Annotated in this window: 26 protein-coding genes; 17 read left to right on the top strand and 9 right to left on the bottom strand. The window is 68.4% G+C overall.

Features of this window, described 5'->3' with window-relative positions; translation table 11 throughout:
- Genes AADJ02_RS10670 through crtI (AADJ02_RS10685) form a run of 4 tightly spaced genes read right to left on the bottom strand, consistent with a single transcriptional unit; the run spans position 1 to position 5,006 of the window.
- Positions 1–1,119: a glycosyltransferase family 2 protein gene (locus AADJ02_RS10670; protein WP_341212989.1), complete on the bottom strand. Its 1,119-nt coding sequence runs from the start codon at positions 1,117–1,119 to the stop codon at positions 1–3.
- Positions 1,116–1,868, bottom strand: a complete 753-nt coding sequence (locus AADJ02_RS10675; RefSeq protein WP_341212990.1) for a lysophospholipid acyltransferase family protein — start codon at positions 1,866–1,868, stop codon at positions 1,116–1,118. Before AADJ02_RS10675 ends, AADJ02_RS10670 begins: the two co-directional genes overlap by 4 nt.
- 28 nt (positions 1,869–1,896) lie before the next feature.
- Positions 1,897–3,432, bottom strand: a complete 1,536-nt coding sequence (gene crtI / locus AADJ02_RS10680; RefSeq protein WP_341212991.1) for a phytoene desaturase family protein — start codon at positions 3,430–3,432, stop codon at positions 1,897–1,899.
- Positions 3,429–5,006 (bottom strand): phytoene desaturase family protein, encoded by a 1,578-nt coding sequence (crtI, locus tag AADJ02_RS10685; protein WP_341212992.1) that lies wholly within the window; start codon positions 5,004–5,006, stop codon positions 3,429–3,431. The genes crtI (AADJ02_RS10680) and crtI (AADJ02_RS10685) overlap by 4 nt, the downstream gene beginning before the upstream one ends.
- A gap of 155 nt (positions 5,007–5,161) precedes the next feature.
- Here crtI (AADJ02_RS10685) and AADJ02_RS10690 point away from each other — a divergent pair, with 155 nt between their 5' ends.
- The 5 genes from AADJ02_RS10690 to AADJ02_RS10710 all read left to right on the top strand — a co-directional run bounded on the left by AADJ02_RS10690 (position 5,162) and on the right by AADJ02_RS10710 (position 8,877).
- Positions 5,162–6,049, top strand: a complete 888-nt coding sequence (locus AADJ02_RS10690; protein WP_341212993.1) for a squalene/phytoene synthase family protein — start codon at positions 5,162–5,164, stop codon at positions 6,047–6,049.
- Positions 6,046–6,888: a squalene/phytoene synthase family protein gene (locus AADJ02_RS10695; RefSeq protein ID WP_341212994.1), complete on the top strand. Its 843-nt coding sequence runs from the start codon at positions 6,046–6,048 to the stop codon at positions 6,886–6,888. The genes AADJ02_RS10690 and AADJ02_RS10695 overlap by 4 nt, the downstream gene beginning before the upstream one ends.
- Positions 6,885–8,123 carry an FAD-dependent oxidoreductase gene (locus tag AADJ02_RS10700; protein WP_341212995.1) on the top strand — a complete coding sequence of 413 codons (1,239 nt, stop codon included), beginning with the start codon at positions 6,885–6,887 and terminating at the stop codon, positions 8,121–8,123. Before AADJ02_RS10695 ends, AADJ02_RS10700 begins: the two co-directional genes overlap by 4 nt.
- Positions 8,124–8,242: 119 nt before the next feature.
- On the top strand, positions 8,243–8,458 hold the full coding sequence (locus AADJ02_RS10705) for a DUF1127 domain-containing protein (protein WP_341212996.1): 216 nt from the start codon (positions 8,243–8,245) through the stop codon (positions 8,456–8,458).
- A 212-nt stretch (positions 8,459–8,670) separates the two neighbouring features.
- Entirely contained in the window at positions 8,671–8,877 is a 207-nt protein-coding gene (locus AADJ02_RS10710; RefSeq protein WP_253332806.1) for a cold-shock protein, read from the top strand.
- Positions 8,878–9,051: 174 nt separating this feature from the next.
- Here the strand turns inward: AADJ02_RS10710 and AADJ02_RS10715 are convergent, their stop codons facing one another.
- Both AADJ02_RS10715 and AADJ02_RS10720 read right to left on the bottom strand, forming a co-directional pair.
- Entirely contained in the window at positions 9,052–10,128 is a 1,077-nt protein-coding gene (locus AADJ02_RS10715; protein ID WP_341212997.1) for a ParB N-terminal domain-containing protein, read from the bottom strand.
- A complete protein-coding gene (locus AADJ02_RS10720; protein ID WP_341212998.1) occupies positions 10,106–11,509 on the bottom strand; it encodes an AAA family ATPase in 1,404 nt (467 codons plus the stop codon). The genes AADJ02_RS10715 and AADJ02_RS10720 overlap by 23 nt, the downstream gene beginning before the upstream one ends.
- Before the next feature lie 623 nt (positions 11,510–12,132).
- Between AADJ02_RS10720 and AADJ02_RS10725 the strand changes: the two genes are divergently transcribed.
- Entirely contained in the window at positions 12,133–13,479 is a 1,347-nt protein-coding gene (locus AADJ02_RS10725; protein ID WP_341212999.1) for a replication initiation protein, read from the top strand.
- Positions 13,480–13,482: 3 nt separating this feature from the next.
- Here the strand turns inward: AADJ02_RS10725 and AADJ02_RS10730 are convergent, their stop codons facing one another.
- Complete coding sequence (locus tag AADJ02_RS10730; protein ID WP_341213000.1) at positions 13,483–14,136, bottom strand: GntR family transcriptional regulator; 654 nt, start codon at positions 14,134–14,136, stop codon at positions 13,483–13,485.
- A gap of 131 nt (positions 14,137–14,267) precedes the next feature.
- On the opposite strand from AADJ02_RS10730, the gene dctP reads away from it, so the two are divergent.
- From dctP to AADJ02_RS10785, 11 genes are all read left to right on the top strand, one after another.
- On the top strand, positions 14,268–15,248 hold the full coding sequence (dctP, locus tag AADJ02_RS10735; RefSeq protein WP_341213001.1) for a TRAP transporter substrate-binding protein DctP: 981 nt from the start codon (positions 14,268–14,270) through the stop codon (positions 15,246–15,248).
- 58 nt (positions 15,249–15,306) lie between these two features.
- Positions 15,307–15,855 (top strand): TRAP transporter small permease, encoded by a 549-nt coding sequence (locus AADJ02_RS10740; protein ID WP_341213002.1) that lies wholly within the window; start codon positions 15,307–15,309, stop codon positions 15,853–15,855.
- On the top strand, positions 15,855–17,174 hold the full coding sequence (locus tag AADJ02_RS10745; RefSeq protein ID WP_341213003.1) for a TRAP transporter large permease: 1,320 nt from the start codon (positions 15,855–15,857) through the stop codon (positions 17,172–17,174). The genes AADJ02_RS10740 and AADJ02_RS10745 overlap by 1 nt, the downstream gene beginning before the upstream one ends.
- Positions 17,171–18,427: a malonyl-CoA decarboxylase gene (locus AADJ02_RS10750; RefSeq protein WP_341213004.1), complete on the top strand. Its 1,257-nt coding sequence runs from the start codon at positions 17,171–17,173 to the stop codon at positions 18,425–18,427. Before AADJ02_RS10745 ends, AADJ02_RS10750 begins: the two co-directional genes overlap by 4 nt.
- A gap of 2 nt (positions 18,428–18,429) precedes the next feature.
- Positions 18,430–19,932, top strand: coding sequence for a malonyl-CoA synthase (locus AADJ02_RS10755; RefSeq protein ID WP_341213005.1), 1,503 nt, complete (start codon positions 18,430–18,432; stop codon positions 19,930–19,932).
- Positions 19,933–20,074: 142 nt separating this feature from the next.
- Positions 20,075–20,968: an L-threonate dehydrogenase gene (gene ltnD / locus AADJ02_RS10760; protein WP_341213006.1), complete on the top strand. Its 894-nt coding sequence runs from the start codon at positions 20,075–20,077 to the stop codon at positions 20,966–20,968.
- Positions 20,968–22,203, top strand: a complete 1,236-nt coding sequence (otnK, locus tag AADJ02_RS10765) for a 3-oxo-tetronate kinase (RefSeq protein ID WP_341213007.1) — start codon at positions 20,968–20,970, stop codon at positions 22,201–22,203. Before ltnD ends, otnK begins: the two co-directional genes overlap by 1 nt.
- Positions 22,200–22,844 (top strand): aldolase, encoded by a 645-nt coding sequence (locus AADJ02_RS10770; RefSeq protein WP_341213008.1) that lies wholly within the window; start codon positions 22,200–22,202, stop codon positions 22,842–22,844. Before otnK ends, AADJ02_RS10770 begins: the two co-directional genes overlap by 4 nt.
- Positions 22,841–23,632 carry a TIM barrel protein gene (locus tag AADJ02_RS10775; protein WP_341213009.1) on the top strand — a complete coding sequence of 264 codons (792 nt, stop codon included), beginning with the start codon at positions 22,841–22,843 and terminating at the stop codon, positions 23,630–23,632. The genes AADJ02_RS10770 and AADJ02_RS10775 overlap by 4 nt, the downstream gene beginning before the upstream one ends.
- 56 nt (positions 23,633–23,688) lie before the next feature.
- Complete coding sequence (locus AADJ02_RS10780) at positions 23,689–24,564, top strand: 2-hydroxyacid dehydrogenase (RefSeq protein ID WP_341213080.1); 876 nt, start codon at positions 23,689–23,691, stop codon at positions 24,562–24,564.
- Between the two features lie 102 nt (positions 24,565–24,666).
- Positions 24,667–25,248 carry a hypothetical protein gene (locus AADJ02_RS10785; RefSeq protein WP_341213010.1) on the top strand — a complete coding sequence of 194 codons (582 nt, stop codon included), beginning with the start codon at positions 24,667–24,669 and terminating at the stop codon, positions 25,246–25,248.
- Between the two features lie 48 nt (positions 25,249–25,296).
- Here the strand turns inward: AADJ02_RS10785 and AADJ02_RS10790 are convergent, their stop codons facing one another.
- A complete protein-coding gene (locus AADJ02_RS10790) occupies positions 25,297–26,142 on the bottom strand; it encodes a fumarylacetoacetate hydrolase family protein (protein WP_341213011.1) in 846 nt (281 codons plus the stop codon).
- Entirely contained in the window at positions 26,139–26,834 is a 696-nt protein-coding gene (locus tag AADJ02_RS10795; RefSeq protein ID WP_341213012.1) for a GntR family transcriptional regulator, read from the bottom strand. The genes AADJ02_RS10790 and AADJ02_RS10795 overlap by 4 nt, the downstream gene beginning before the upstream one ends.
- Between the last annotated feature and the right edge of the window lie 39 nt (positions 26,835–26,873).

Here is a 26,873-nt window from a genome sequence, read left to right on the forward strand (position 1 = left end):
CTAGTTCATGCCGTAATCGCGCCCGCGCCAGACCGCCCGCCGCCCGCGCCGCGCCCCGATGAGCGCGCTCCACTGGATCGCCAGCACCACCATGACGCCCAAAGGATGGGCCACGACCGACAGCCACGGGTGCCGCAACCGCCGCGCCATGACGACGCGCGCGCCCAAGACCAGCGCGCAGGCCAGCGCCGAGAGCGCCGCCGACACGGGCGCATGAAGGGCCAGCGCCGCGATCAGCGTCAGGAACGGCAGGACATGCCCGCCGAACAGCAAGAGCGTCCAGACCGGCAGCGCGCGCGGCGTCGCCATGCCCTCGGTCGCGTTCTTGGAAAACCCGTGCCAGATCCCGGCGGGCGTGTCGTACATGCGGCAGGCGGCCAGATCCGTCGCATCGCACAGATCGCTGCGCCCCCCCGCCGCGCGCACCCGGCGCGGCAGCTCCAGCCCATCGTGCATCCGATCCGCAAAAGTCGCGTGCCCGCCCATGGCGTCATAGGCCGCGCGCCGCACCGCCATGAGCTGTCCGCAGCCCGCGCCGAAGGCCGGATCGGGCCGGGCGCGAGCCATCGGCAGCGGCAGATAGCCTAGAAGCGTGGTGAAGATCTGCGGGATCACGATCGCCTCGGCCCATGTCGGCGTCACCTGCCCCGGAAACCCGCTCAGCACGTCGAGATCGAGCCGGGTCATCTCGCCCGAAAGCCGCGCGGCCGCGTCGGGGGCCAGCCGCACATCGGCATCGACGAACAGCAGCACCGGGTGCCGCGCCGCCTTGGAGAGCTGCCAGCAGGCGTGGGTCTTGCCGATCCATCCCTTGGGCAGCACCGCGCCGCGCATGAGCCGCAGCCGCGGATCGGCCTCGGCCCGCGCCGCCACGATCCGGTCGGTGCCGTCGGTCGATCCGTCATCGAGCACGACAACCTCGACCGTCACCCCCGCCTGCCCCAATGCGGCGTCGAGCGCGGCCCCAATGTTGCCCGCCTCGTCGCGCGCCGGGATCAGGATCGACACCGCCGCGCCGCCGCCCGCCTCCGGCGCGCGCAGCACCGACAGATTGACAAGACACATGACCGCAAAGAGCACGGCCAGCGCCAGCCCGAGGATCGACAGCGCGAGGATCATCGCTCGGCCTCCTGATCAGGCGCATGATCGGGCGCGAACCGCCGCCCCGAGATCATCGCCCGCCCCCGCTGCCACACCCCGTAAACCCCGCCTGTGCCGCGCGCGCCGCCGATCACCGTCTCGAACGCGGCCCCATCGCGCGCCATCGACAGCGCCGCCAGATCGTCGCAGCACCCGGTCAGCGCCGCCTCCATCCGCACCGCGAGATCGGCGGTCGCCTCACCCGCGCGCGTCTCGACCGGCGCGCCGAACCGCAGCAACGCCTCGGGGCGTTTTTCCGACCAGAACGGGTATTCGAGCGCCAGCGGCACCGCGATCAGCCCCGGCGCGCGGGCCAGAAGATGCGCGGCACCTGGGCGCAGATCGAGGGGCCGCGCGCGCGGATCGGCAAAGTGGCCCTGTGCGGTGATCCAGATCACCCGGTCGGGCCGGGCCAGAAGCACGCCCGCCGTGCGCAGAAACGCCGCTGCCCCGCGCCGGTCGGGCGTCACGCCAAAGAGCCCGATCCGCGCCATGAACGGGTATTTTTCCAACATCGCCGCCTCGATCGGGCCAAAGCCCGCGCGGGTCGGAAACAGCCGGTCGTGCAGTGCGATGGCCACCGCCGGGTCCCACCACGACGGGTGGTTGCAATAGACCATCACGGGCCGGTCGGGCGGCAGATCCGGCAGGCCGGGCCGCGCGATCCGCACCGCGCGAAAGCTGCCCCCGAGCTGACGCCGCATCACCCCCGAAAAGAATCGGACCATCCCTTCCGAGCGCAGCGCTACGGGGTCGTCACTCCGCCGCGACATCCCGCGCCCCGTCCCTGGCCCTGCCACCCGCATCCCGGTCGGCCGCATCGGCGGCGATCCAGCCCGACATCAGCGCCATCGGCATCCCCGGCCCCGGATGCGCCGAGCCGCCCGCGAGATACAGCCCCTCGACCTGCCGCGACCGGTTGCCCGGCTTGAACGCGCCCAAGACCTTGCCATGGCTCGCCAGCCCGTAGATCGCGCCGTCGAGCACCTTGTAACGCTCATGGATGTCCTGCGGGGTGAGCGAACGCTCGACCACGATCCGCTCCTCGATGTCCCCAAGCCCGGCGGTGCGCTTGAGCTTGTCCATGATCACCTCGCGGTAGCCCGGCAGCATCGTTTTCCAGTCGTGATGGGGCCGCAGATAGGGCGTGTGCACCAGCACATAGAGCGCCTCGCCGCCTTCGGGCGCCACGCCGGCTTCGGTGCGCGCAGGCGCCGCGAGATAGGCGGTCGGATCGGGCGCGGGCTCGCCCTCGTCGTAGATCGCCGCGAACTCCTCCTCGGGGTCGCGCGAAAAGACGAAGTTGTGATGCGCCAAATGCTCGTAGCCCCGATCGAGCCCTAGATAGAGCACCACCCCCGAACAAGCCGCCTCGCGCTTGCGCGTCTTGGCAAAGGCGCGGCCTTCGGCGCCACCGACCAGCTCGGCATAGGTGCGCACGCTGTCCATGTTCGACACCACGCGGTCGCAGGCGACCCGCTCGCCGGTGTCGGTGATAATGGCCCGCGCGCGGCCCTTCTCGACCTCGATCCGATCCACCCCGGTGCCGGTGCGGATCTCGACCCCGAGGCTTTCGGCCAGACGGCTCAGCGCCAGCGGCACGGCCCGCGTCCCGCCCATCGGATACCACACGCCCTCGCCCTGCTGCATCTGCGCGATGCCGCAGAGCACCGCCGGAGAGGCCAGCGGCGAGGAGCCGACATACTGGATGAAATGCTCCAGCATCTGCGTCACGCGGCGATCTTTCACGTCGCGCTTGATCTGCCCCGCGACGGTGCGGTGCATCCGAAGCGCCAGCACGTCCGACAGCGTCTCGAGGCTCATGTTCGCCTTGAGATCCATCGTGTCGCGCAGATCCTCGACCGATTTCCAGAAGAAGAACTTGTCCGAAACATCGGACAATCGCTTGGCCACCTCCATGAACCTCTCAAAGCCCGCGCGGTCGTCTGGCGACAGCTTGCCGATCTCCTGGGCGGCCAGCTTGGGGTCGTCGCGCAGGTCGAGCACGGTCTTGTCGTCGTAAAAGCACCGCCACTGCGGGTCGAGCCGTCGCAGGTCCAGTTCCTGATGCAGATCGCGCCCCGCCTCACCGAATATCCGCTCCAGCACCCGCGGCATGGTCAGGATGGTCGGCCCCATATCGAAGCGAAAGCCCTGTTCCTCCAGCACCGCCGCCTTGCCGCCGAGCCAGTCGTTCTTCTCGAACAGCACCACCTTGTGGCCGCGCGCCGCCAACGTGCAGGCCGCGGCCAGACCGCCAAGCCCGCCGCCGATGATCCCCGTCACGCTCATTCCGCAGCCTCCATCGGCAGTTCCGTCGTCAGATCTTCGTTGCCCGGCAGGTCGAGATCCTCGGCGCAGAGCTTGGCCGCGATGCGCGCGCTCTCGAAGATCGTCGGCAGGCCCGAGCCGGGATGCGTGCCACCGCCGGTAAGATAGACCCCGTCGATATCCTCGAACCGGTTGCGGGGCCGGTAGTGCAGCATCTGGCCGAGATTATGCGCAAGGTTGAAGGTCGCGCCATTGTAAACCGCGAGCTTTGAGCGCCAGTCCTCGGGCGTGAACATGATCTCGGTGCGGATCATGGGCCGAATGTCGCGCCCCGCGAGCTTCGACACCCGATCGAGGATCTTTTCGCGGTAGGCAGGCGCAAGTGCGGACCAATCCTCGCCCCCGGTGAGGTTGCCCACGGGGGCCAGCACGTAGAGCGCCGAATGCCCCTGAGGCGCCAGGCTGTCATCGGTGCGGCTCGCGTTTTGTACGTAGATCGTCGGCTCCACCGGCGCCTTGCCCGCATCGATCTCGGCCACGTTGCGCTGGTAATCGCCCGAAAACGCGATGGTGTGGTGGCTCATATCCGGCAGCTCGCCCTCGATCCCGAGATAGAGCATGAAGGTGGAGCAGGAGTAGCTCTTGGACTTGATGCGCTTGTCGGTCCAGCGCCTTCGCGCAGCATCCGGCACGAGCGAGGTCATCGCATGGGCGAAATCGGCGTTCATCACCACCGCGTCGGCGTCATGATCGCCCTTGGCCGTCACCGCGCCCACCGCGCGCCGCCCGTCGAGCTTGAGCCGCTCGACCGGCTCGGACAGGCGGATATCGACCCCCATGCGGCCCGCCACCCGCGCCATGGCTGCGGTGATCGCGTTGCAGCCACCCTTGGGGTGCCAGACGCCAAAACCGTATTCGACATGGGCGATGATGGTGAAGAGCGACGGGCATTTGAACGGCGACATGCCGAGGTATTTCGATTGGAACGAGAAGGCCACCCGCACGTCGGGATTGCGAAACCAGCGATGCAATTCGCCGTCCACCGTCGACCAGGGCCGAAATTTCGGCAGCGCGCGCAGCATGTCGGGCTGCGCCAGATCGCGTAGGCTGGCAAAGGGCCGCTGCAGGATCGGGCGAAACGCCTCGAACTTGGCGCGGTTCTCTTCGAGATAGCCCTTCACGTTCTTCGCATCCGCCGCGTCGATCCGCGCCACCTGCTCGGTCAGCCGGTCGACATCCGCCGTCGCGTCGATCATCCGCCCGTCATCGAACTGCAGCCGGTACATCGGATCGAGGCGGATCAGCTCGACCTCCTTGTCAAAGTCATAGCCGCAGGCGGCAAAGATCTCGCGCGGGATCTCGGGGTAGAGAAAGAAGGTCGGGCCGATGTCGAAGGTATAGCCATCCTTTCGGATCGCGCCGGTGCGCCCGCCGGGCCGGTCTTCCTTTTCCAAAAGCGTGACCTCGGCCCCCGCCGCGCGCAAAAGCATCGCGGTCGCAAGCCCCCCCGGCCCCGCGCCGATCACCAACACCTTCTTGGCGGTGGCCTGCCGCATGGCGTCCATCGCGCCGGAAATCTCTGCGCCCCCGTCCACGATCAATCCCCCCGCCGGTTGCGGCAGACCGATGCGCGGCCTGCCTGAACGGAATGGATTGCCAAGGGGTGCTGCGTATCTACCATCTGTGTCATTCTCTCGGTAACTGCCCACGGGAGGGCGTTGAACCAATTAGGGCGCGGATGGGCGAGGACATGCAAAAAATCGAAGCGATCCGGCCACGACCCGCCGCCCCCCCCCCTGCCCCGCCGCGCCGGGCGCGTGGTGCCAAGGCCGAGAACTTTCCCGTGGGCTCGCTGCTGCTGCCCGCGCGATTGCGTGCGCCGGTACGCACCTTCTACGCCGTGGTCCGTGCCGCCGACGACATCGCCGACGACCCGGGCCTGCGCGCCGAAGCCAAGCTCGCCCGGCTCGACGCGATCGAAACCGGGCTGCGCGCGGATGACGCAGGCGATCCGCGCGGCCACGCGCTGCGCACCGCTCTCAGGGGCTGTGGTCACGGCGGGGCCGAAGCCCACGCCATCGCCATGCTCACCGCCTTTCGGGCTGACGTGGCCGCGCGCGCTTGCGACAGCTGGCCCGATCTCACGCGCTATTGCGAGGCCTCGGCCAACCCGGTCGGGCGCTTCCTGCTCGACCTGCACGGCGAGGGGCCACAGACCCATGCCGCGTCGGACGCGCTGTGCACCGTGCTTCAGGTGCTCAACCACCTGCAGGATCTGGGCGAGGACTGGCGCGATCTGGGGCGGGTCTACCTGCCGCTCGACTGGATGCGCGAGGCGGGGGCCGACGTGGGCGATCTGGGCGGCGCGACGCTGACGCCCGAGCTTCGGGCGGTGGTCGATCGCGCGCTCGCCGCCTGCGTGCCGCTGCTCGACCGGGCCGCCACCCTGCCCGGCCTCGTACGCGCGCGCCGCCTGCGCGCGGAGATCCGGGTGATCGAGACGCTGGCCCGCGCGCTGCACGTCCGCCTCGCAAAGGCCGATCCGCTCGCAACCCGCATCCGCCCGGCCCGCGCCGACTGGTGGCGCGCCGGGCTGCGCGGCGGCCTCGCCCTCATCGTCCCGGCCCGCGCCGCATGAGCGACGCGATGCAGATGGGCGTGACCGAGATCGTCTCGGGCTCCGGCAGCAGCTTTCGCGCGGGAATGCGGGTGCTGCCCGCGCCGCGCCGCCGCGCGATCCTCGCGGTCTATGCGTTTTGCCGCGTCGTCGACGACGTGGTCGACACCCCCGGCCCCGAGGCCGAGAAACGCGCGGGCCTCGACGCGTGGGAGGCCGAGCTTGCGCTTGTCCGAGAGGGCCGCGCGCAGACCCCGGTGGGCCGCGAGATCGCCCATGCCGCGCGCGCCTACGACCTGCCGCTCGACGAATTCGCGCTGGTGCTCGAGGGCATGCGCATGGATCTCGATGGCATGGTGGCGCCCGATGCGGCCAGGCTCGACGCCTATGTGCGCCGCGTCGCGGGCGCGGTGGGCATCTTGTCGATGCATGTCTTCGGCGCCTGGCGCGGCGAGGCGTCGCGCCGCTTCGCCCTGTCTCTGGCCGAGGCGCTGCAACTCACCAACATCCTGCGCGACGTCGAGGAGGACGCGGGCTTGGGCCGGATCTACCTGCCTGCCGAACTTCTGGCCGAAACCGGCATCGCGCCCTGCCCCGACACCATCGCCCATGCCCCCGGCCTGCCGGAGGCACGCCGCCGCCTCGCCCGCCGCGCCCGCGCCGCCTACGGCGAGGCCGCGCGCGAGATCGGCGCGCATTCGCGGCTGCGCATCGCGCCGGCGCTTTTGATGATGGGCCCCTACGAGAGGATGCTACGCCAGATCGAAACCGACGCGCACCGCGCGCCTGCGCCCCGCGCGCGCTGGCGCAAGCTCGTCGACGGTCTGGCCTGCGTGGCGCTGAGCGGCGCCGCGCGGTGAGGCGCGTCCATGTCGTGGGGGCCGGGCTTGCGGGCCTCGCCGCCGCAATGCGCCTGTCCGAACGACCCGGCACCGAGGTCGTGCTGCACGAGGCGGTGAACCGCGCCGGTGGCCGGGCCTGGAGCTTTCACGACGCGCGGCTGGACCGGGTGATCGACAACGGCAACCACCTCGTGCTGTCGGGCAACGCCGAGGTTCTCGCCCATTGCGCGCGCATCGGCACCGAGGCGCTGCTCGACATCGCCCCTCATGCCGAATTGCCGTTCCTCGATCTCGCGCAGGGAGAACGCTGGCGGCTTCGCCTGCCCTCGGGCCTGCGCGATCTGGCGCGGGGCGGGCTGCGCGTGCCGCCCGGCACCGCCCTGTCCCTGGCCGCCGACACGCTGCGCCTCTTGCGCGCGGGGCCGCGCGCCACCGTCGCCCAAGCCGTCCCCGGACGCGGCGCGGCGTGGCACCGGGTCTGGGAACCCTTGAGCCTCGCCGTGCTCAACGCCCCGCCCGAGAGCGCCGCCGCGGCCCCGCTGGCCGAGGTGCTGCGCCGCACGCTGCTGCGCGGTGGTGCGGCAAGCCGTCCGGTCACCATGCCGCACGGGCTTGGGGCCACGCTCGTTGATCCGGCGCTGGCGCTTCTGGCCGGGCGCGGCGTCCACCCCGCCTATCGCCAGCCGCTCACCGGCCTCGCTACACGGGGCGGCCGGGTCACGGCGCTGCGCTTCGCCTCAACCGAAGTGGCGCTCGGACCCGATGACGCGGCGATCCTCGCCCTCCCGCCCGAGGCACTGGCGAAGCTGCTCGACCAGCCGATGCCGGGCGCGGGCCAAAGCATCCTCAACGCGCATTTCCGCGTAGCACCTGAGGTGGCGGCCGCCATGCCGCCGGTGCTGGGTCTGGTGTCGGGCCTGTCGCACTGGGTGTTTCGCCGCGGCGACGTGCTCTCTGTCACCGTCTCCGCCGCCGAGAGCTGCCTGAACGGCGAGGCCGATCCCGAGGCGCGGATCTGGCGCGAGGTGGCGCAGGCGGCAGGCACCGACGCGCCGCCCCTCGCCTCCCGGCTGATCCGCGCCCGCGGCGCCACCGCCGATGCCTCGCCCGCCGCCCGGCAGGCGCGGCCAGAGCTTCGCCCCTATGCCAACCTCGCGCTTGCCGGGGACTGGCTCTCCGGCCCCCTGCCCGACACCCTCGAGGCGGCGCTCATGTCGGGCCGTGCGGCGGCCGAGGCATTGTGCGACGGCTGAACCCGCAGCCCCCGGCCTTGCACTGAGTGCAACCCGGCCAGACCGCATCGTCGGTTGTCGCCGGGCCAGGTGAGGCGCATATCTGGTCCAACACGGCAAAACACAGAAAGTCCAGTGACATGGCGCAGTCCACCACCGCTCCCTCCCGTCTTCTCGGCCTCGTGGTCGCTCCCTTCGCCTTTATCGGTCGCACGCTCGTTGCCATGGCCGAAGCCGGTCCGCGCATGAAGCAGGTCCAGCGCCTCAACGAGATGAGCGACGCCGATCTCGAAGCGCTCGGCACCACCCGCGCCGAAATGGTGCGCAAGATTTTCGGCGGCACCATCTACATGTGATCCGCCACAGCGGGGCCGCCGAACGCGGCGGCCTCGGCGACAGGTTGGCCGATCCAGACTTGCAATCGAAGCGCGATGCCCCATATTCGGGGGGCTGACGTTCGCTTTTTCGACCCTACTGTCTCCGTTCATCCGGCTCAGTTGATCGATCCAGACTGCAACGCCGGGCTACCCGCATGTCGCGGGCAGTGTACTAGACAGGAGACACGGATATGGCCACTGGCACCGTGAAATGGTTCAACACCACCAAAGGCTTCGGCTTCATCGCGCCCGACACCGGCGGCAAGGACGTTTTCGTCCACATCTCTGCCGTTGAGCGTTCGGGCCTGAACGGTCTCGCCGACGACCAGAAGGTGTCCTACGACATCGAGTCCGGCCGTGATGGCCGCGAATCGGCCGTGAACCTCGCTCTCGCCTGAGCGACGGATCCGACGATCTGAAAAGCGGGGCCTCGTGCCCCGCTTTTTTTGTTTGCGACTGGTGCCGATCCTCCACAGATTTCGGCCCGAACCGAACGACACCGCCTTTTCCGTTCGGTCACGCGGCGAAGACCTGCGATTTCAGCGACTTCCGCTTCAGTCCTAAGGAAGCCCTCAGCCCTCGGACAGCGCCGCCAGCAGCCGTTCGGCCAGCGCCCGCCGCGCGCTTTCGCTCAGCCCCCCCTGCCCGTCCAGCGTCAACACCAGCTTGGCTCCGTCGCTGCGCACCACCGCGCGCGCGCCGTTGGGCAGCACGGCCTCGGCCAGCGGCGGCGGGGTCTCGCGGCGCGGGCGGCCGCCCCGCGCCGCGGGTTTGGGGGTCTCCTCCATCCGGTCCAACACCGCTTCGAGCAGCACCCATTCCTGCGCCGCGTCATCCGGCGCGCCTTGCTCCAGCACATCGCGCAGTTTCGCCGCGAAACCACCCCGGATCGCCGCCGCCAGCCGCAGACCGGCCGCCTCGGTCAGGTCGCGCCCATGCGTCAGCAGGTCGCCCAGCTCGTAATGCACCGTGGCGAAGGAGCGGATCTTGGACCGTTTGGCCTTGGACGCGGCGGCAAAGATCGCATCGACCGCGGCCTCCATCGAAGGAAACGCCCCCAGATGCGCGGCCACGGCGGCGATGCGCCCGCGCTCATAAGGGGTAAGCTGCGCGCGGACCTCGTTCTCCTCGACCATCGCCGCATAGGCGGCCCCGGCCTCGACCGCGGGGCGTACGATGGCGCGGGCCACCGGCGGCGTGCCGTCCTCGGTCCCGATGAGCGCCAGCGCCCGCACCCGCCGCCAGCCCGAAACAAGGCCGTAGCGCCCCTCGCCCAGATCCATCACCTCGATTGGCAGGCGCTGGCCATTGGCGCGGATCGAGGCGACGAGCTCTTCCATCGCCTCGGCATCGGTCTCGACACGGTCCCGGGTCAGGTGGTTCACCTGAATCCGTTCCAGCGGCAGCGTCTCGATCACCCGTCCCTCGGCGCGCGCGTCACGCCATGAGGCAGCCTCGGCGGTGGTGCGCGCCTCCGTGGCGCGGTCGGTCGCGGGGCGGGCGTCGCGGCCCTGCGCGGCCTCGGAGGCGACCTGCGCTATGGGCGCATGGAGGGCCGCCGGGCCGCTGGCCGGTTTCGCCGCGAAACCGGCTTCGATCTCGGCGAGCGCGCGTGCGTCGGGGGCTTCAAGCGTCCTGCGTCGGGCCATCGTTTTCCTCCTGCTCTTCCATCATGTCGCGGTACCAGCTGCCCAGCAGCAGCTCCTTGAATTCGGCATAGGTCCGATCGAACGCCTCGCGCCCGCGCAGATAAGTCTCGCGATTGAAGTCGCGGTAATCGGCCTCGTAGATGCCGTTGATCTGCTCTCCGGCCTGACCGACCAGCGCGGTGAACTCTTGCCGGTAGGGGGTCATGAAGTCGCCGAAATAGGCCTGGATCACATTGGCCAGATCGGTCTGCTGCCCGGCGTCGTAGCGGGTGATGATCGCGCGCACCACGTCCCATTCGAACCGCATCTCTGGCAGGCCGGCGCGGCGGCGCTGCGCGTTCTCGCCATCCTCGATCGAGGCAAACGTCGAGTAGAGCATGTCGAAGAACCGACCCGTCGAGTCGAACTCGAGGAACGACGCCCCCAATGGCACCAGTAGGATGTCGGCGGCGGAGAGAGAGTTGATCGTAAGGTACCCAAGTGCGGGAGGGGTATCGAGGAAGACGATGTCATATTCGTCGAGCAGGCCCTCCTCGTTCAGCGCGTTGTTGAGCGCGTCCCAGAGCGACCAAGACTTCAATCCCATGCGCCAGACCGGGATCTGGAACTCGGACCAGTAGAGATTCAGCTGCGCGCCGATCAGGTCGATGTTGGGCCAATGCGTCGACTGGATCAGGTTTCGCGGCGAAACCTCCAGCGCTTCGGTCAGCGTCTCATCGAGGGGCAGGGGGGGTTGACCCTCGGCCTCGCGCACGAGGTTTTCCTGCTGCACCGCGCGGGCATAGTCGCGCGCCAGAAGCGGGAACACCGTTTGCCATTCGTCGGCGACCTTGCCGCCCAAAAGCGAGGTCATCGAGGCCTGGCTGTCGAGGTCGATCACCAGCACCTTGTAGCCGTCGAGGGCGGCGGCCATGGCGAGGTGCACGCAGGTCGTGGTCTTGCCCGAGCCGCCCTTGAAGTTGGCGACGGCGGCGATCTTGGCGGGCAGACCCTCGGGGCGCCAAGGGCGGTATTCCTTGTTGGCGGCACCTTCTTCGGAGAAGTGGCGGCGCAGCTTCAGCACGTCGTCGAGGCTGAACCACTTGGCCCCGGCCTCGCCTTCGCCCTGCGGCAAGTCGGGGTGAGATTTGAGCACGCGACGCAGGTGGGCGGCGGCGACGGGGATCAGGTAGCGGGTGATCTCCCAGATCGAGAACCGCCGCAGCGTCTTGGTGCCGTCGGGGGCATAGCCGCGCCGGGCCATGTCGTCGCGGCCACGCGCGCAAAAGGTGGCGGCCTTGGCGAATCGCGTGGTATCCACGCGGGGACCGAGCCGGGCCGCAGCCTTGGCCGGGTCGATGTTGTGGAAGGGCGGTGAGATCGTATCCGCGCGCTTGTTCATGCGAAACCTTCTGTCATGTGCGCCGATCAGGCGGTTGTCGGGAGAACCATCGCACATCAACTTGAGAAGCGGAATACAGCGGATCGTCTTGCGGTGACGCTGTGGCATTACGGGTTTCGCGGCGAAACCTAGCCGCTTTCTTCTTGCCAATTCATGATCGAACCGCACGGGCAGTGTTTGTTATGATTTAGGAACTTTAGAGTCTTTGGGTCCGAAAAATACTTAGCTGACAGAGGCATAACGGGCATTGGGTACCCATCTTCGGGACGAAGGGCACCCGAGTTCGGGGTCAAAGGTACCCAAGTTCGGGAGCAATGGTCCCAAGACTCAGGGGCATCGCGCTGCCGCGAAACCGAGGCTTTCGGGCGAAAATCGCGGCTATTCAGGCCGGAAACGTCACCAAACGACTCCCCGTGCGCCGATGATTCGAGGCGGGGGACTCAGGACGGCGGGTGTTGCGCGCCGGATCGGGACCACCGCGCGCCGGTGTCACGCAAAGGTACCCCTTTACGGGATAGGATACGGTCACGGGAAAGGTACCCAGATCGGACTTGCGCGAAGGTGCCATACTTGGCAGCTTGCGGGCGATGCCGGGCGGGGCATCATGGTGCGGGGCAAGAACGATGGCGGGCGAAGCGACACGGGCGGCGCGCAAGGCGGGCGGGACAGGGGCCCCGGTGCAGATCGACACCGAAGGGCTGAGCGGCGCGCTCAGGCGCGGCACCGTCAAGAAGAGCGTCGCCGCGATCCACATCGGTGGCAAGCTGACGCTGCTGCAGCGCAAGCTGTCGAACGTGCTGCTGCTCAACGCCTATGACACGCTTCTGAGCAATCAGGTCCACCGCATCGACGCGCGCACCCTGTGCCTGATGATCGGCTACAACTCGAACGACATCGACAGCTTGCGCGATGCGCTGCGCGGGCTGGCCGAGACCGTGGCCGAGTGGGACATGCTGGACGAGAAGGGGCGACAGGAATGGGGGGTCTCGGCGCTTCTGGCGCATGCGCGGTTGCGCGACGGGGTCTGCGATTATGCCTATTCGCCCGCTTTGGCCGAGAAGCTGCACGACCCACGGGTCTTTGCGCTGATCAATCTCGACATCCAGCGGCGCTTCACCTCCGGGCACGGGCTGGCGCTTTACGAGAACTGCTACCGCTTCGTGCGCACCGGCTCGACCGGCTGGTGGCCACTCGAGGTGTTCCGCCGCCTGATGGGGGTCGATGACAGCGACTATTACCGCAGCTTCAAGCATCTCAACGCCAAGGTCATCAAGCCCAGCGTCGAGGAGGTGAACCGGTCGTCGAACATCATGATCGAGCCCGAGTTCAAGCGCATGGGGCGCTCGGTCACGGAGCTGCGGTTCCTGATCCGCGAGAATCCGCAGCTGGCCATGCTCGACATCGACGACGGGCAGGCGGTGCGGTCGCAGCCGGTCTATGAGCGGCTGCGGGGGCAGGGCGTGTCGGACCGGCTGGCGCGGCAGTGGATCGCCGAGCACGGGGCCGAGGACGTGACGGCCAAGCTCGATTGGGTCGCGACCAAGGAAGGCGTGCGCAGCCCGGTCGGGTTCCTGCGCGCGGCGCTCGACAAGGGCTGGGACGCGGCGGGGGAGGGGGCCGCGCCTAAAGCCGTACCCGCATCGGAGCCATCGGCCGAGGCGCGCGCCGCCGCCGAAGCGCGCGCGGCGCAAAAAGCCGAAGAAGAGGCCGAGATCGACAGCCGCGCGGCGCGGCGGGCGGCGCGGGTGGCGCGGTTCGGCGCGGTGGCCGAGGCCGCGCGCCGCCGCAACCCGACCCAGCGCGACGCCGACCGGCGGTTGATGCTGAGCCAGCTTGACGGCGAGCTGGAGCGCGAGGACTTTCGCCGCAACGGCTGGGAGAGCGCGTTGAACGCCCGCGCGATCTTCGGCTTTTGGGAGGAGATGCAGCCGGGGCTGTTTGAGGGATTGCCCGAGCTTCCCCCGGAATAGACCCTATTGCGCGGCGCGCAGCCCGGCCATCAGGTGGTGGAACTTCTCGCCCTGCACGGCGACATGGGTGCGCAGCAACGCGGCGCAACGATCGGCCTCGCCCGCGCGCAGGGCCTCCACGATCTCCAGATGTTCGGTCATCGATTGCGCCATGCGGCCGCGCAGGTGCAACTGCATCCGGCGGAACGGCTTGAGCCTGCGGTGCAGCCGCCCGGCTTCGGCTGCAAGAAACCGGTTGCCGGACTGTTCGTAGATCAGGTGATGGAACACCTCGTTCTCGCGGTAGTAGCTGTCGCTTTCGCCCGCCTCCATGGCGGCGCGGCAGCGGTCGTTGGCGGCGTCGAGCTCGGCCAGCGCCGCGTCGGTGATCCGCTGCGCCGCGAGACGACCGCAGGAGGCCTCGGTCTCGGCCATCACCTCGAACATCTCGAGAAGCTCGACCGCGCCGACCTCGCGCACGAAGACGCCACGGCGCGGCTGCTGTTCGATCAGGCCGGCGGCGGCGAGCTTCTGGAACGCTTCGCGCAGCGGCGTGCGCGAGACGCCGTGCTCCTCGGCGAGGCGGGTTTCGTCGAGCCGGGTGCCGGGGGAAAACCGGCCGCGCAGGATCTCGTCCTCGAGGGTCTCGGCGATCAGGTCGCTGCGGCTGCGGCTCATGGCGCCGATCCCTTTGCATATGCAGAAACTCAGTTCTTGTATACGAAAGCTTGACTCGAAATACAATCCCGCGCAGCGTGGCGGAGCGTCGGGTGGGGGAGCATCGCGGCGCGTCGTTTGGGAGGACGAGAATGAACAAGATGACCCTGCTCGCGGCGTCGACCGCGCTGCTCGCGCCGTTGGCTGCACAGGCCGAGACGCTGCGCCTGTCGCATCAATGGGCCGAGGGCGACGTGCGCCATCAGGTCGCGCAGATGGTGGCCGACGAGGTGAAGGCCGCCGATGTGGATCTGGAAATCCAGATCTTTCCGAACCAGACCCTGTTCAAGGCGCGCGAGCAGTACACGCCTCTGTCGCGCGGCCAGCTCGACATGACGGTGCTGCCGCTGAGCTATGCGGGCGGCCAGCAGCCCGCCTATAACCTCACGCTCATGCCGGGCCTCATCCGCAACCTCGAGCACGGCAACCGTCTGTCGAAGTCCGAGTTCGGCGATGCGATCCGCGAGACCATGGCCGAAGACGATGTGATGGTGCTGGTCGACGGCTATCTCGCCGGGGGCTTCGGCTCGAACAAGGGCTGCATCACCAATCCTGACGACGTGAAGGGCGTGTCGATTCGCGCGGCAGGCAAGAGCTTCGAGGAAATGCTGGCCGGGGCAGGGGCCTCGATCGCCTCTATGGCCTCGTCCGAGATCTACCCGGCGCTGCAGACCGGGGTGCTCGATGCGGCCAACACCTCGTCCGAGAGCTTCGTGAGCTACCGGCTCCATGAGCAGCTCAAGTGCTATACGCCCGCGGGCGATACGGCGCTTTGGTTCATGTATCAGCCGATGATCATGAACAAGACGACCTTCGAAGAGCTGACGGAAGAGCAGCAGAAGGTCCTCACCGATGCCGCCGCCAAGGCCGAGGAATACTACCTCACCGAAGGCAAGAAAGGCGACGACGTGGCGCGAGAGACCTTCGAGCAGGCCGGCGTCGAGATCGCGGAAATGACCGAAGAGGACTTCAACGCCTGGCGCGAGCTGGCGATGGAGACCGCGTTCAAGGTGTTCGTCGAAGAGACACCGAACGGCCAGGAGCTGCTCGACAAGGCGCTTGCCGTCGAGTGACCGCGCATAGGCCCCCGTGCACGGCGCGGGGGCCAATTTTCATCTCCGAGGACATCCAATGACCGAGCTGACCCGGCGGGACGATCCCGCCGCGATCCGTGCGATCGGCCATGTCTCGACCCTGTGCGGGGTCGTGGCCGCCTTCATGATCTTCGCCTCCGTGCTGATCACCTGCCAGATGATCTTTCTGCGCGCGGTGATGGGGCAATCGACGGTCTGGCAGACCGAAGCGGTGATCTACCTGATGATCGGAGCGACGCTGATCGGCCTGCCCTATGTGCAAAAGCTGCGCGGCCATGTCGGCGTCGATCTGGTGCCGGGGATGCTGCCGGCGGGCGCGCGCAAGATGCTGGCCGTCGGCGTATTGCTTGCCACCATATTCATGATCGCGCTGATGCTGGGCTATGGCTGGGAGATGTTCCACCTCGCCTGGGAGCGCAACTGGCGCTCGGAATCCGTCTGGGGCATCAAGCTCTGGATCCCCTATCTCGCCGTGCCGCTGGGCTTTGCGCTGTTCGCACTGCAGCTCGTGGCCGACCTTTGGGCCGTCGCGACCGGCCATGACGACGTCAACCCCGACGTCGCCCCCGAAGACCGGAGACACTGATGGAGCCGCTCACCCTCGGCGCGCTGGTCGCGCTGTTCACTGTCCTCGTGCTGTTCTCAGGCATCTCGGTCGGCGCGGGCCTTCTGGTCGTCGCCACGGGCTTTTTGTTCTTCGTCGACGGCGCGCGTTCGCTCGAGGCGCTGCCGGAGCTGTTCTTCGGCGAGCTCAACAGCTTTGCGCTGCTGTCGATCCCGATGTTCATCATAATGGGCGCCGCGATCTCGTCGTCCCGTGCGGGGCCTGACCTCTACGAGGCGCTGGAGCGCTGGCTGACCCGGGTGCCGGGCGGCCTTCTGGTGTCGAACCTCGGAGCCTGCGCGCTCTTCGCCGCGATGTCGGGCTCAAGCCCCGCCACCTGCGCCGCAATCGGCAAGATGGGCATCCCCGAGATGCGCAAGCGCGGCTATCCCGACGAGGTGGCGGCGGGCTCCATCGCCGCGGGCGGTACGCTGGGCATCCTGATCCCGCCCTCGGTCACCATGATCGTCTACGGCATCGCAACCGAGACCTCGATCGGGCGGCTGTTCCTCGCCGGTGTGATCCCGGGCCTGCTGCTGACGCTTCTGTTCATCGCCTGGGCGATCTTCGACACCTGGCGGCGCGGTGCGGCTGGCGTCGCGCTCTCGGGGATCAAGTATTCCTGGCGCCAGAAGTTCGAGATCCTGCCGCGCGTGCTGCCCTTCCTCGCGATCATCGTCGGTGTGCTCTATGCGCTCTACGGCGGCATTGCGACGCCGTCGGAGACGGCCGCCGTCGGCGCGCTTTTGTGCATCGTCGTGGTGATGATCATCTACAAGATGGTCCAGCCGAAGGCCCTCTGGGCGATCCTGCGCGACAGCACCCGCGAGAGCGTTATGATCCTGTTCATCATCGGCGCGGCGGGGGTGTTTTCGTTCATGCTGTCGTCGCTGTTCATCACCCAGTCGGTGGCGGCATGGATCGGCGATCTGGACGTGAACCGCTGGGTGCTGATGGCGATCGTCAACCTGTTCCTGCTGGTCGCGGGCTTCTTCCTGCCGCCGGTGGCCGTCATCCTGATGTCGGCGCCGATCCTGCTTCCGATCATCACCGCCGCCGGTTTTGATCCCTACTGGTTCGCGGTGATCGTCACCATCAACATGGAGATCGGCCTGATCACGCCGCCGGTCGGCCTCAACCTCTATGTCATCAACGGCATCGCGCCGGACATCTCGCTCAAGAAGGTGCTGTTCGGCTCTATGCCCTTCGTCGGCTGCATGATCGCGGCGATCGTCCTGCTGTCGCTGTTTCCGGGCTTGGCGACATGGCTGCCCGACGCGGTGATGGGGACGGCGATATGAGCATCCTGTCGGACGTTCTCTCGACGATCCTCGAGCGCCGCTACCCGTGGCAGCCGGGCCGCGAGGCCGACCATCGCTCGGACGAGGCATTGATCGCGGACCTTTTGTCGAACGCGGGCGAGGTGTCGGGGCTGACCTCGGCGCGCGAGCTGCTCGACCGCTTTGCCGCCAAGGACGCGGCGGGCAAGATCGCCTTCTTTGCCTATCTCGCCGAAAAGCTCGACATCGACCCCGAGGCGGTGCGCGGCGCTCTCGACGCCTATGAGGTCGAGCCGGGGCCGAAGACCTACCGCGCCTTTCTGGAGGCGGCCGAGCCGCCGCGTCAGGAGTTGGTGCGCCGGCTCAACCGCGTGCCGGGCGCTACGGCCAAGCTGGTGTCGATGCGCGAGGATCTGCTGCGGCTTTTGAAACGCGACGACCCGCGCGCTGCACTCGATCAGGATTTTCGCCACCTGTTCCAGAGCTGGTTCAACCGCGGCTTTCTGGTGCTGCGTCCGGTGAGCTGGGAAAGCCCGGCGCAGATCCTCGAGAAGATCATCGCCTATGAGGCGGTGCATGCGATCGACAGCTGGGAGGATCTGCGGCGCAGGGTGGAGCCGACGGACCGCCGCTGTTTCGCGTTTTTCCACCCGGCGATGCCGGACGAGCCGGTGATCTTCGTCGAGGTGGCGCTGACGCGCGGCATCCCCGGCTCGGTTCAGGGGCTTCTGGCCGAGGGGCGCGAGGAGGGCGAGGCGGCGCTGGCCGACACGGCGGTGTTCTACTCGATCTCCAACTGCCAGGAGGGGCTGGCTGGGATCTCGTTCGGCAACTCGCTCATCAAGCAGGTGGTGGCGGATCTTTCGGCGGAGCTTCCGGGGCTCAAGACCTTCGTAACGCTGTCGCCGATCCCCGGCCTGCGGCGCTGGATGGACGCGGAAAAGATCGATCCGACGCGGCTCGACGACGAGGCGCTCAGGAAGACGGCGGCGACCTATCTGCTGACGGCCAAGCGCGATGGCGGCATGCCGCTAGACCCGGTGGCGCGGTTTCACCTCGGCAACGGCGCGCAGCTGCATGCGATCCACGCCAATGCCGACATCTCGGCCAAGGGCCGCGCCGAAAGCTGCGGCGCGATGGTCAACTACCTCTATGATCTGGGCAAGATAACGCAGAACCACGAAGGCTTTGCCAAGCGGCAGGAGGTCGCGGCGTCAGATGCCGTGCGCGCGCTCCTCGGTCGCAACGGGCGGGCCCGCAAGGAAGGGGCATGAGAATGGCCAACCCGCTTTACGACACGCTGTTCGGTCGCCACGACGGCAAGGACACACCCTTTCTGATGCTGCGCGACGGCGCGAAGATCACCCACGCCGATTTTCTGGGCCGCGCCGCGCGCATTGCCCACGCGCTTACCGATGCGGGTCTCAAGCCCGGCGACCGGGTCGCCGCACAGGTCGAGAAATCGCCCGAGGCGCTGGCGCTCTATGCGGCCTGCGCGCAGGCGGGCCTCGTGTTCCTGCCGCTCAACACCGCCTACACCGTCGACGAGCTGTCGTATTTCATCGAGGACAGCGGCGCGCGGATGGTGATCTGCGATCCCGTCGGAGAGGCGGGGCTGACGCCGCTGTGCGACCGGCTCGGCGCGCAGATCCTGACCCTCGGGGCCGATGGGCACGGCGGGCTGATGGCGCAGGCGGCGCGGCACGAGGATCGGTTCGAGACCGTGGCGCGGGAGGGCTCCGACCTCGCGGCGTTTCTTTATACCTCGGGCACCACGGGACGCTCCAAGGGGGCGATGCTGACCCAGGACAACCTGATCTCCAACGCGGTGACGCTGGCCGAGCATTGGCGCTTTACCCAAGACGACGTGCTGCTGCACGCGTTGCCGATCTTTCACACCCACGGGCTGTTCGTTGCGACCAACGTGACGGCGGTGTCGGGGGCGGCAATGATTTTTCTGCCCAAGTTCGACGTGGGCGCGCTGATCGACCTGATGCCGAAAGCCACGGCATTGATGGGGGTGCCGACCTTCTACACGCGGCTCTTGGGCGAGGAGAGGTTCACCAAGCAGCTGACCGCGGGGATGCGGCTGTTCATCTCGGGCTCCGCGCCGCTTCTGGCCGAGACGCATGTCGAGTTCGAAAAGCGCACCGGGCACCGCATCCTCGAGCGCTACGGCATGACCGAGACCAACATGAACACCTCCAACCCCTATGAGGGCGAGCGGCGGGCGGGCACGGTGGGCTTTCCGCTGCCGGGGGTCGAGTTAAAGATCACCGATCGCGAGACCGGCGAAGAGGTGCCACAAGGCGAGGTCGGGCTGATCGAGGTGCGCGGGCCCAACGTGTTCAAGGGCTATTGGCAGATGCCCGAGAAGACCAAGGCGGAGCTGCGCGAGGACGGGTTCTTTCTCACCGGGGATCTGGGGCGGATCGACGCGGACGGCTATGTCAGCATCGTTGGCCGTGACAAGGATCTGATCATTTCGGGCGGCTACAACATCTATCCCAAGGAAATCGAGCTGGTGCTCGACGAGCAGCCCGGTGTGCTGGAAAGCGCGGTGATCGGCGTGAAGGACGCCGATTTCGGCGAGAGCGTGGTCGGCGTTCTGGTGCCGCGACCGGGAGCGGAGATCGACCGGGATGCGGTGATGGCGGCACTGCAGGGCAGCCTTGCGCGGTTCAAGCAGCCGCGCCGCCTCGAGATACTGGACGAATTGCCCCGCAATACGATGGGCAAGGTCCAGAAGAACCTGCTGCGCGAGCGCTTCGGCGGTTGAGGCGCGCGCGAGGTGCGGGCAGGGCGTCGTGACCGGACAGGGTTGCGGCGCCCATTGTCTTTTTCCCCTTCGCCCACCGATTGACAGGCCGGGCGATCCGTGGGAGCAAATGGTATACCAAAATCCGGAGGGGGCAGCGGGCATGGCGGTGATCACGGTGATCGGTCTGGGATCGATGGGTCTTGGCATGGCGTTGTCGCTCAGGCGGGCGGGGCACCGGGTGATCGGCTGCGACCTGCGCGACGGCGCGGCGGATCCGCTGATCGCCGAGGGCGGCGAGGCCGGGCATCCCGCAAAGGCCGCCGCCGAGAGCGATATCGTGGTCAGCGTCGTTTTGAACGCGGCGCAGACCGAAGCGGTGCTGTTCGGCGACGAGGGTTGCGCGCCAGCGATGCGGGCGGGGGGCGTGATCCTCTCTTGCGCCACGGTGGACCCGAGCATTGCGCGCGACATGGCTGCACGGGCCGAGGCGCTTGGGCTGCATTACCTCGACGCGCCGATCTCGGGCGGGGCGGCCAAGGCGGCGCAGGGCAAGCTGTCGATCATGGCCTCCGGCACGGAGGCGGCGCTCAAAGCGGCGCGCCCGGCGCTCGATGCCATGGCCGAGACGGTGCATGATCTGGGCCGAGACGCGGGCGCCGGATCGGCAATGAAGGCGGTGAACCAGCTTCTCGCCGGCGTGCATATCGCCGCGATGGGCGAAGCGCTGGCTTTGGCGGCGAGCCAAGGTCTAGATCTTGGCCGCGCGGTCGAGGTGATCCGCGCCTCGGCGGGCAATTCGTGGATGTTCGAAAACCGCGCGCCGCATGTGGTCGAGGCCGATTACGCGCCCCGCTCGGCGGTGACGATCTGGCCCAAGGACCTCGGGATCGTGTCGGGCATTGCAACGGGGGCCGGGCTTCCGGTGCCGCTCACCCGCGCGGCTTTGGGCCAGTTCGAACAGGCGGTCGAGGCGGGCTGGGGCGCCGAGGACGACGCCGCCGTCACACGGGTCTATACCCGCGCCGCCGGTCTCAAGCTGCCGGGAGAGGCGTGATGCTGCTGGGCTGTATCGGCGACGACTTTACCGGGTCGAGCGATCTGGGCAACACGCTCACCAAGGCGGGAATGCGCACGGTGCAATATGTCGGCGTGCCCGATGGCCCTGCCGAGGCGGGCGTCGAGGCCGGTGTCGTCGCGCTCAAATCGCGCTCGGTGCCGGTGGAGGAGGCGGTGCGGGCCTCGCTTGCTGCGCTCGACTGGCTGCTGGCGCAGGGCTGCGAGCAGATCCTGTTCAAGTATTGCTCGACTTTCGATTCGACGCCCGAGGGCAACATCGGCCCGGTGGCCGAGGCGCTGGCCGAGAGGCTCGGCGCGGATCGGGTCATCGTCTGCCCGGCATTTCCGGGCGCGGGGCGCACGGTCTATCAGGGGCATCTCTTCGTGGCCGATCGGCTTCTGAGCGAGAGCGGCATGGAGAACCACCCGCTGACGCCGATGACCGACCCGGATCTGCGGCGTTGGCTGGCGCGGCAGGTCAGCGGCGCGGTCGGACACGTGCCCTCGGAGGTGGTGCTCAAAGGCGCCGCGGCGATCCGGGCGCGGCTCGACGCGTCGGACGCGCGGCTCATCGTATGCGACGCGATCCGCGACGCGGATCTGATGGCGCTCGGGACGGCGGCGGCGGGGCTGAGGCTCGTCACCGGCGGTTCGGGCATCGCGATGGGCCTGCCCGAGAATTTTCGCGCCCAAGGCCAATTGTCGGAAACTGCGGGGGCATGGCGCGGGCAGGGGGGCCGCGCGGCGGTGCTGTCGGGTTCGTGTTCGACCGCCACGCGCGAGCAGGTGGCGCGGCACGATGGGCCTCGGCGCGAGGTCACGGCCGAGGCGTTGATGGCGGGCGAGGTGACACCCCAAGAGGTGACCGATTGGGCGCTGGCGCAAGACGGCCTGCCGCTGGTCTATTCCTCGGCCGACCCGGATGTGGTGCGCGCGGCGCAGGCGCGGTTCGGGCGCGAGGCGGTGGCGGGCCGGATCGAGGCGTTCTTTGCCGAGACGGCGCGGGCGCTGGTCGCGGGCGGCGTGACGCGGCTGATCACGGCGGGGGGCGAAACCTCCGGTGCTGTGGTCGAGGCGCTGGCGCCGGGGGCGCTTGAGATCGGGCCGGAGATCGCGCCGGGCGTGCCTTGCCTGCGGGCCGGAGCGGACCTCGTGCTGGCGCTGAAATCCGGCAACTTCGGCGGGCCGGGGTTCTTTGCCGAGGCCGACGCGCTGCTGGGGCGCGGGGCATGAGCGACACGAGGCTGCGCGAGGCGATCTGTGCGCATGCCGCGTCGATCTTCGCGCGCGGATTGACCGGAGGGGCCTCGGGCAACATCTCGGCGCGCTGCGAGGATGGCGGGCTACTAGTCTCGCCCACGGGGGCGAGCTTTGGCGCGCTCGATCCTGCGCGGCTGGCAAAGTTCGACGCGGCCGGGCGGCAGGTCTCGGGTGACAAGCCGACCAAGGAGATGCCGCTGCACGCGGCCTTTTACGAGACGCGGGGGACGGCGGGGGCGGTGGTGCACCTGCACTCGACGCATTCGGTGGCGCTGTCGATGCTGCCGGAGACCGACCCCGACAACATGCTGCCGCCGCTCACCGCCTATTCGATCATGCGCTTGGGCAAGGTGAAGCTGCTGCCCTACTATCGCCCCGGCGATCCGGCGATGGGCGACGCGGTGCGCGGGCTGGCGGGGCGGCGGAGCGCGGTGGTGCTGGCCAACCACGGCCCCGTGGTGGCGGCCAAGGATCTGGAGGCGGCGGTTTATGCGATGGAAGAGCTGGAGGAGACCGCGAAGCTCGCCATGTTGCTGCGCGGGGCCAACCCCCGCATGCTGAGCGAGGCGCAGATCCGTGATGTGGTGACGACCTTCGATGTGGAGTGGGATTGATGTTTTCGGCCAACCTCGGGTTCCTGTTCACCGACCGCGCGCTCCCCGACGCGATCCGCGCGGCCAAACGCCACGGCTTTGGCGCGGTGGAGTGTCATTTTCCCTATGAGACCCCGGCGCGCGAGGTGCGCGCCGCGCTCGACGAGACCGGGCTCGAGATGCTCGGGATCAACACCGTGCCCGGCGACACGGCGACGGGAGATTTCGGTCTGGCCGCGGTGCCGGGGCGCGAGCGCGAGGCGCAGGCGGCGATCGAGCAGGCGCTGGATTATGCCGCCGAGATCGGCGCGCGAAACGTGCATGTCATGGCCGGGCGGACCGGCGATTTCGAGGCCGCCGAGGCGCTGTTTCGCGGCACGCTGCGCGCGGCCTGCGATCTGGCCGCGCCACGCGGCATCGGGCTCTTGATCGAGCCGATCAACCGGCGCGACGTGGCGGGGTATCACCTGTCCCATGTCGAGCAGGCGGCGGCGACGGTGGCGGCGGTCGGCTCTGATACGCTCAAGATCATGTTCGACTGCTATCACCTGCAGATCATGCAGGGCGACCTGATCCGGCGGTTCGAGACCCACCGGGAGATGGTCGGCCATGTGCAGATCGCGGGCGTGCCGGACCGGGGCGAGCCCGATGGCGGCGAGCTGCATTTCCCCAACCTCATCGCGGCGCTCCGCAAGATGGGCTGGGACGCGCCGATCGGCGCGGAGTACAGGCCCCGGTCGGGGCGGACCGAGGACGGTCTTGGATGGATGGACGCATTCCCGCAGGAGCGGGCAGGGGGAACGACATGAGCGAAATACTGGCCATCGGCAGCTATACCGAAACGGATTTGGCGGGCTTGCGCGAGATGGGGGCCGTCGTGGTCGAGAGCCTCGACGCGATGCGCGGCATGGACGAGGCCGCGCGGGCCGAGGTGCGCGCCGTGGCCTACAAGGGGCACCATGATTTCGACGCGGCCGAGATGGCCCTGCTGCCGAACCTCGGCGTGATCGCCAACTACGGCGTCGGCTATGATGCGATCAAGGTGCCGGCGGCGGATGCGGCGGGAGTGCGGGTCACCAACACGCCGGATGTGCTCAACGACGACGTTGCCGATCTCGCCGTGGCGATGCTGTTGATGCAGCAGCGGCGGATGCGGCAGGGCGACGCGCATGTGCGCTCGGGGGCTTGGGGTCAGGGGGCGGAGTTCGCGCTCAACCGCAAGGTCTCGGGGCGACGCGTGGGCATCATGGGGCTGGGGCGGATCGGGCGCGACATCGCGGATCGTCTGGCGGCCTTCAAGATGGAGATGCATTACCACGCGCGCTCGGAAAAGCAGACGCCGGGCTGGACCTACCACGCCGATCCGGTGTCGCTAGCGGACGCGGTCGATTACCTCGTCGTCGCGCTGGTTGGCGGGCCTGAGACCGAGAACTACGTCTCGGCCGAGGTGATCGCGGCGCTTGGGCCCGACGGCGTGCTGATCAACATCTCGCGCGGCTCGACGGTGGATGAGGGCGCGTTGCTCGATGCGCTGGAGGCGGGGCGGCTTGGCGGCGCAGGGCTCGACGTGTTCCGAGGCGAGCCGAAGGTAGACCCGCGGTTTCAGGCGTTGGACTCGGTGGTGCTGCAGCCGCACCAAGGCTCGGGCACCCACGAGACCCGCGCCGCGATGGGCCAGCTTCAGCGCGACAACATCGCGGCGTTTCTCGAAGGCCGGGAGCTGCTGACGCCGGTGAACTGAGCGCCGGTTCGACCGCTCATATTCCGCTTGGTCCGGGCCGGTTGTGATATAATCTTCGGCGTCCGTCCCAGGCACGAGACGGGCGAATCGTGGAGATTTTCGATGTTCAGAGAAGCTTGTGCGGTGGTGGCCCTCGGGCTACTGGTGACACCCGCCGTTGCCGAAACCTACGATCTCGACGCGCTGCGCGCCGCGACCGAGAAATACAAGGATGTCGAGGTGGCGCTGGCCGATGGCTACATCCCCGACCCTTCGGGTCATTGCGTCTCGGCGGCGGCCGAGGGGCTGCCGCCCGAGCTGGGGGCGATGGGGATCCATTACCTGCACCCGGCCATGCTCAAGCTTGCAGAGCCGGGCGAGCGGGTTGATGGGGCCAGCACGCACACCGATTTCATGCAGCCCGCGATCCTGCTCTACGAGCCGCAGGCAGATGGCTCGGTAGAGCTGGTGGGGGTCGAGAACCTTGTGTTCATGAAGGCCTGGGAAGAAGCCGGTCACAGCGGGCCGCCGGAGGTCAACGGGCGATTGTGGGATGCGATGGCCGACGATGCGGCCACCGACGCCGACGAGGCGCATGGCTTCATGCCGCATTACGATCAGCACATCTGGCTGTTCCGGGCGAACCCGTCGGGCGATCTGGAGCCGATGAACCCGGCCGTGACCTGCGATCACGCCGGGCATTGATCTGGGGCGGCCCCGCCCTGGGGCGGGGCCGCGCAGGATCACTCGGGCTTACTGGGCGGCGACGGCGTCTTGACGCTGACGGCCCAGACCCTCGACCTCGATCTCCATCACGTCGCCGGGCTTGAGGAAGCGCTGCGGTTTCATGCCCATGCCGACGCCCGAGGGCGTGCCGGTGGCGATGACGTCGCCGGGCATCAACTTCATGAATTGCGACATGTGGCTGACGATCTGGGCCACGGTAAAGATCATGTCGCCCGTGGTCTCGTCCTGCACCCGCTCGCCGTTGAGATCGAGCGTGACGCGCAGGGCCTGCGGATCGGCGATCTCGTCCGCCGTCACCAGCCACGGGCCGATGGGGCCGAAGGTCGGGGCCGACTTGCCCTTGATCCACTGGCCGCCGCGCTCGATCTGGAAGGCACGCTCGGAGACGTCGTTAATGGTGCAATAGCCCGCGACATGGTCGAGCGCCTCGTCTTCGGAGACGTAGAGTGTCTCGCGGCCGATCACGACGCCGAGCTCGACCTCCCAGTCGCACTTCTCGGAGCCGCGCGGGATCTGCACCGGATCGAAGGGACCCGACAGAGCCGAGGAGGCCTTGGAGAAGATGATCGGCTCGGCAGGCGGCTGCGCGCCGGTTTCGGCGGCGTGCTTGGCATAGTTCAGACCGATGCAGAAGAAGTTGGGCACGCGCGCGAGACAGGCCCCGATGCGGCCCGGTTCCTCGACCAGCGGCAGGCTGTCGGGGTCGATCTGCGCGAGGCGCGCGAGCGCGTCCTTCGACACGGCCTCGCCCGCGAGGTCGGGCGCATGGGCCGAGAGATCGCGCACGCGGCCCTCGCTGTCGAGCAGACCGGTCTTTTCCTGGCCCACGGGGCCGTAGCGCAGCAGTTTCATTCGATGTCCCTTTCGTTGTCTGTCGTGTTTCGGCCCGCTTCTTGTGCTTCGAACAGGCGGGTGAGGTTGTTGATGAGCGCCGCGAGATGCGCGTCGATCTCGGCGGTGACGCGGGCGGGGTCGCGCGCCTCCAGCCCCGCGACGATGTTCTCGTGCTGCGAGCGGACCCGCTCGCGGGCGCGGCGCTGCACCGCCGAGAGATACCGCTGCCGCCACATCCGCGCGAGATAGGCGGCGTGGGTCTCGGCCAGCGCGGGGTTGTGCGAAGCGCGCGCGATGGCGGTGTGGAACGCCATGTCGATCTCGAACAGCTCGATCAGCGCGTCGCCCTCCGCGGTCTCGCTCAGGTCGCGGTGCTGCTCGAACAGCGCGCGGATCTCGGCGATCTCGGCGTCGGAGGCCTCGCGGCAGGCCAGTTCGCCCGAGAGGATCTCGAGCGCCTGCAGCACCACGACCGAGTCGCGCACCTCCTTGAGGCTCGGGCTGGCCACCACCGGGCTGCGCGACGGGCGCAGCAACACCAGCCCCTCCTTGGCAAGGATGCGCACCGCCTCGCGCAAAGGCGTGCGGCTCACTCCCATCTCGAGCGCGTTGTCGCGCTCCTTGATCGGATCGCCCGGGGCCAGCACGCCGCGCAGGATGTCGCGGCGCAGCTTCAGGGCGATCTGCTCGGGCAAGGTGGACGCGGTCATCATGTTCGTTTCTTGGGCAGGAGGGAGCGGCAGGGCGCG

The organism is uncultured Limimaricola sp. (assembly GCF_964022235.1).
In the GTDB taxonomy this organism is placed as follows: Bacteria; Pseudomonadota; Alphaproteobacteria; order Rhodobacterales; family Rhodobacteraceae; genus Limimaricola.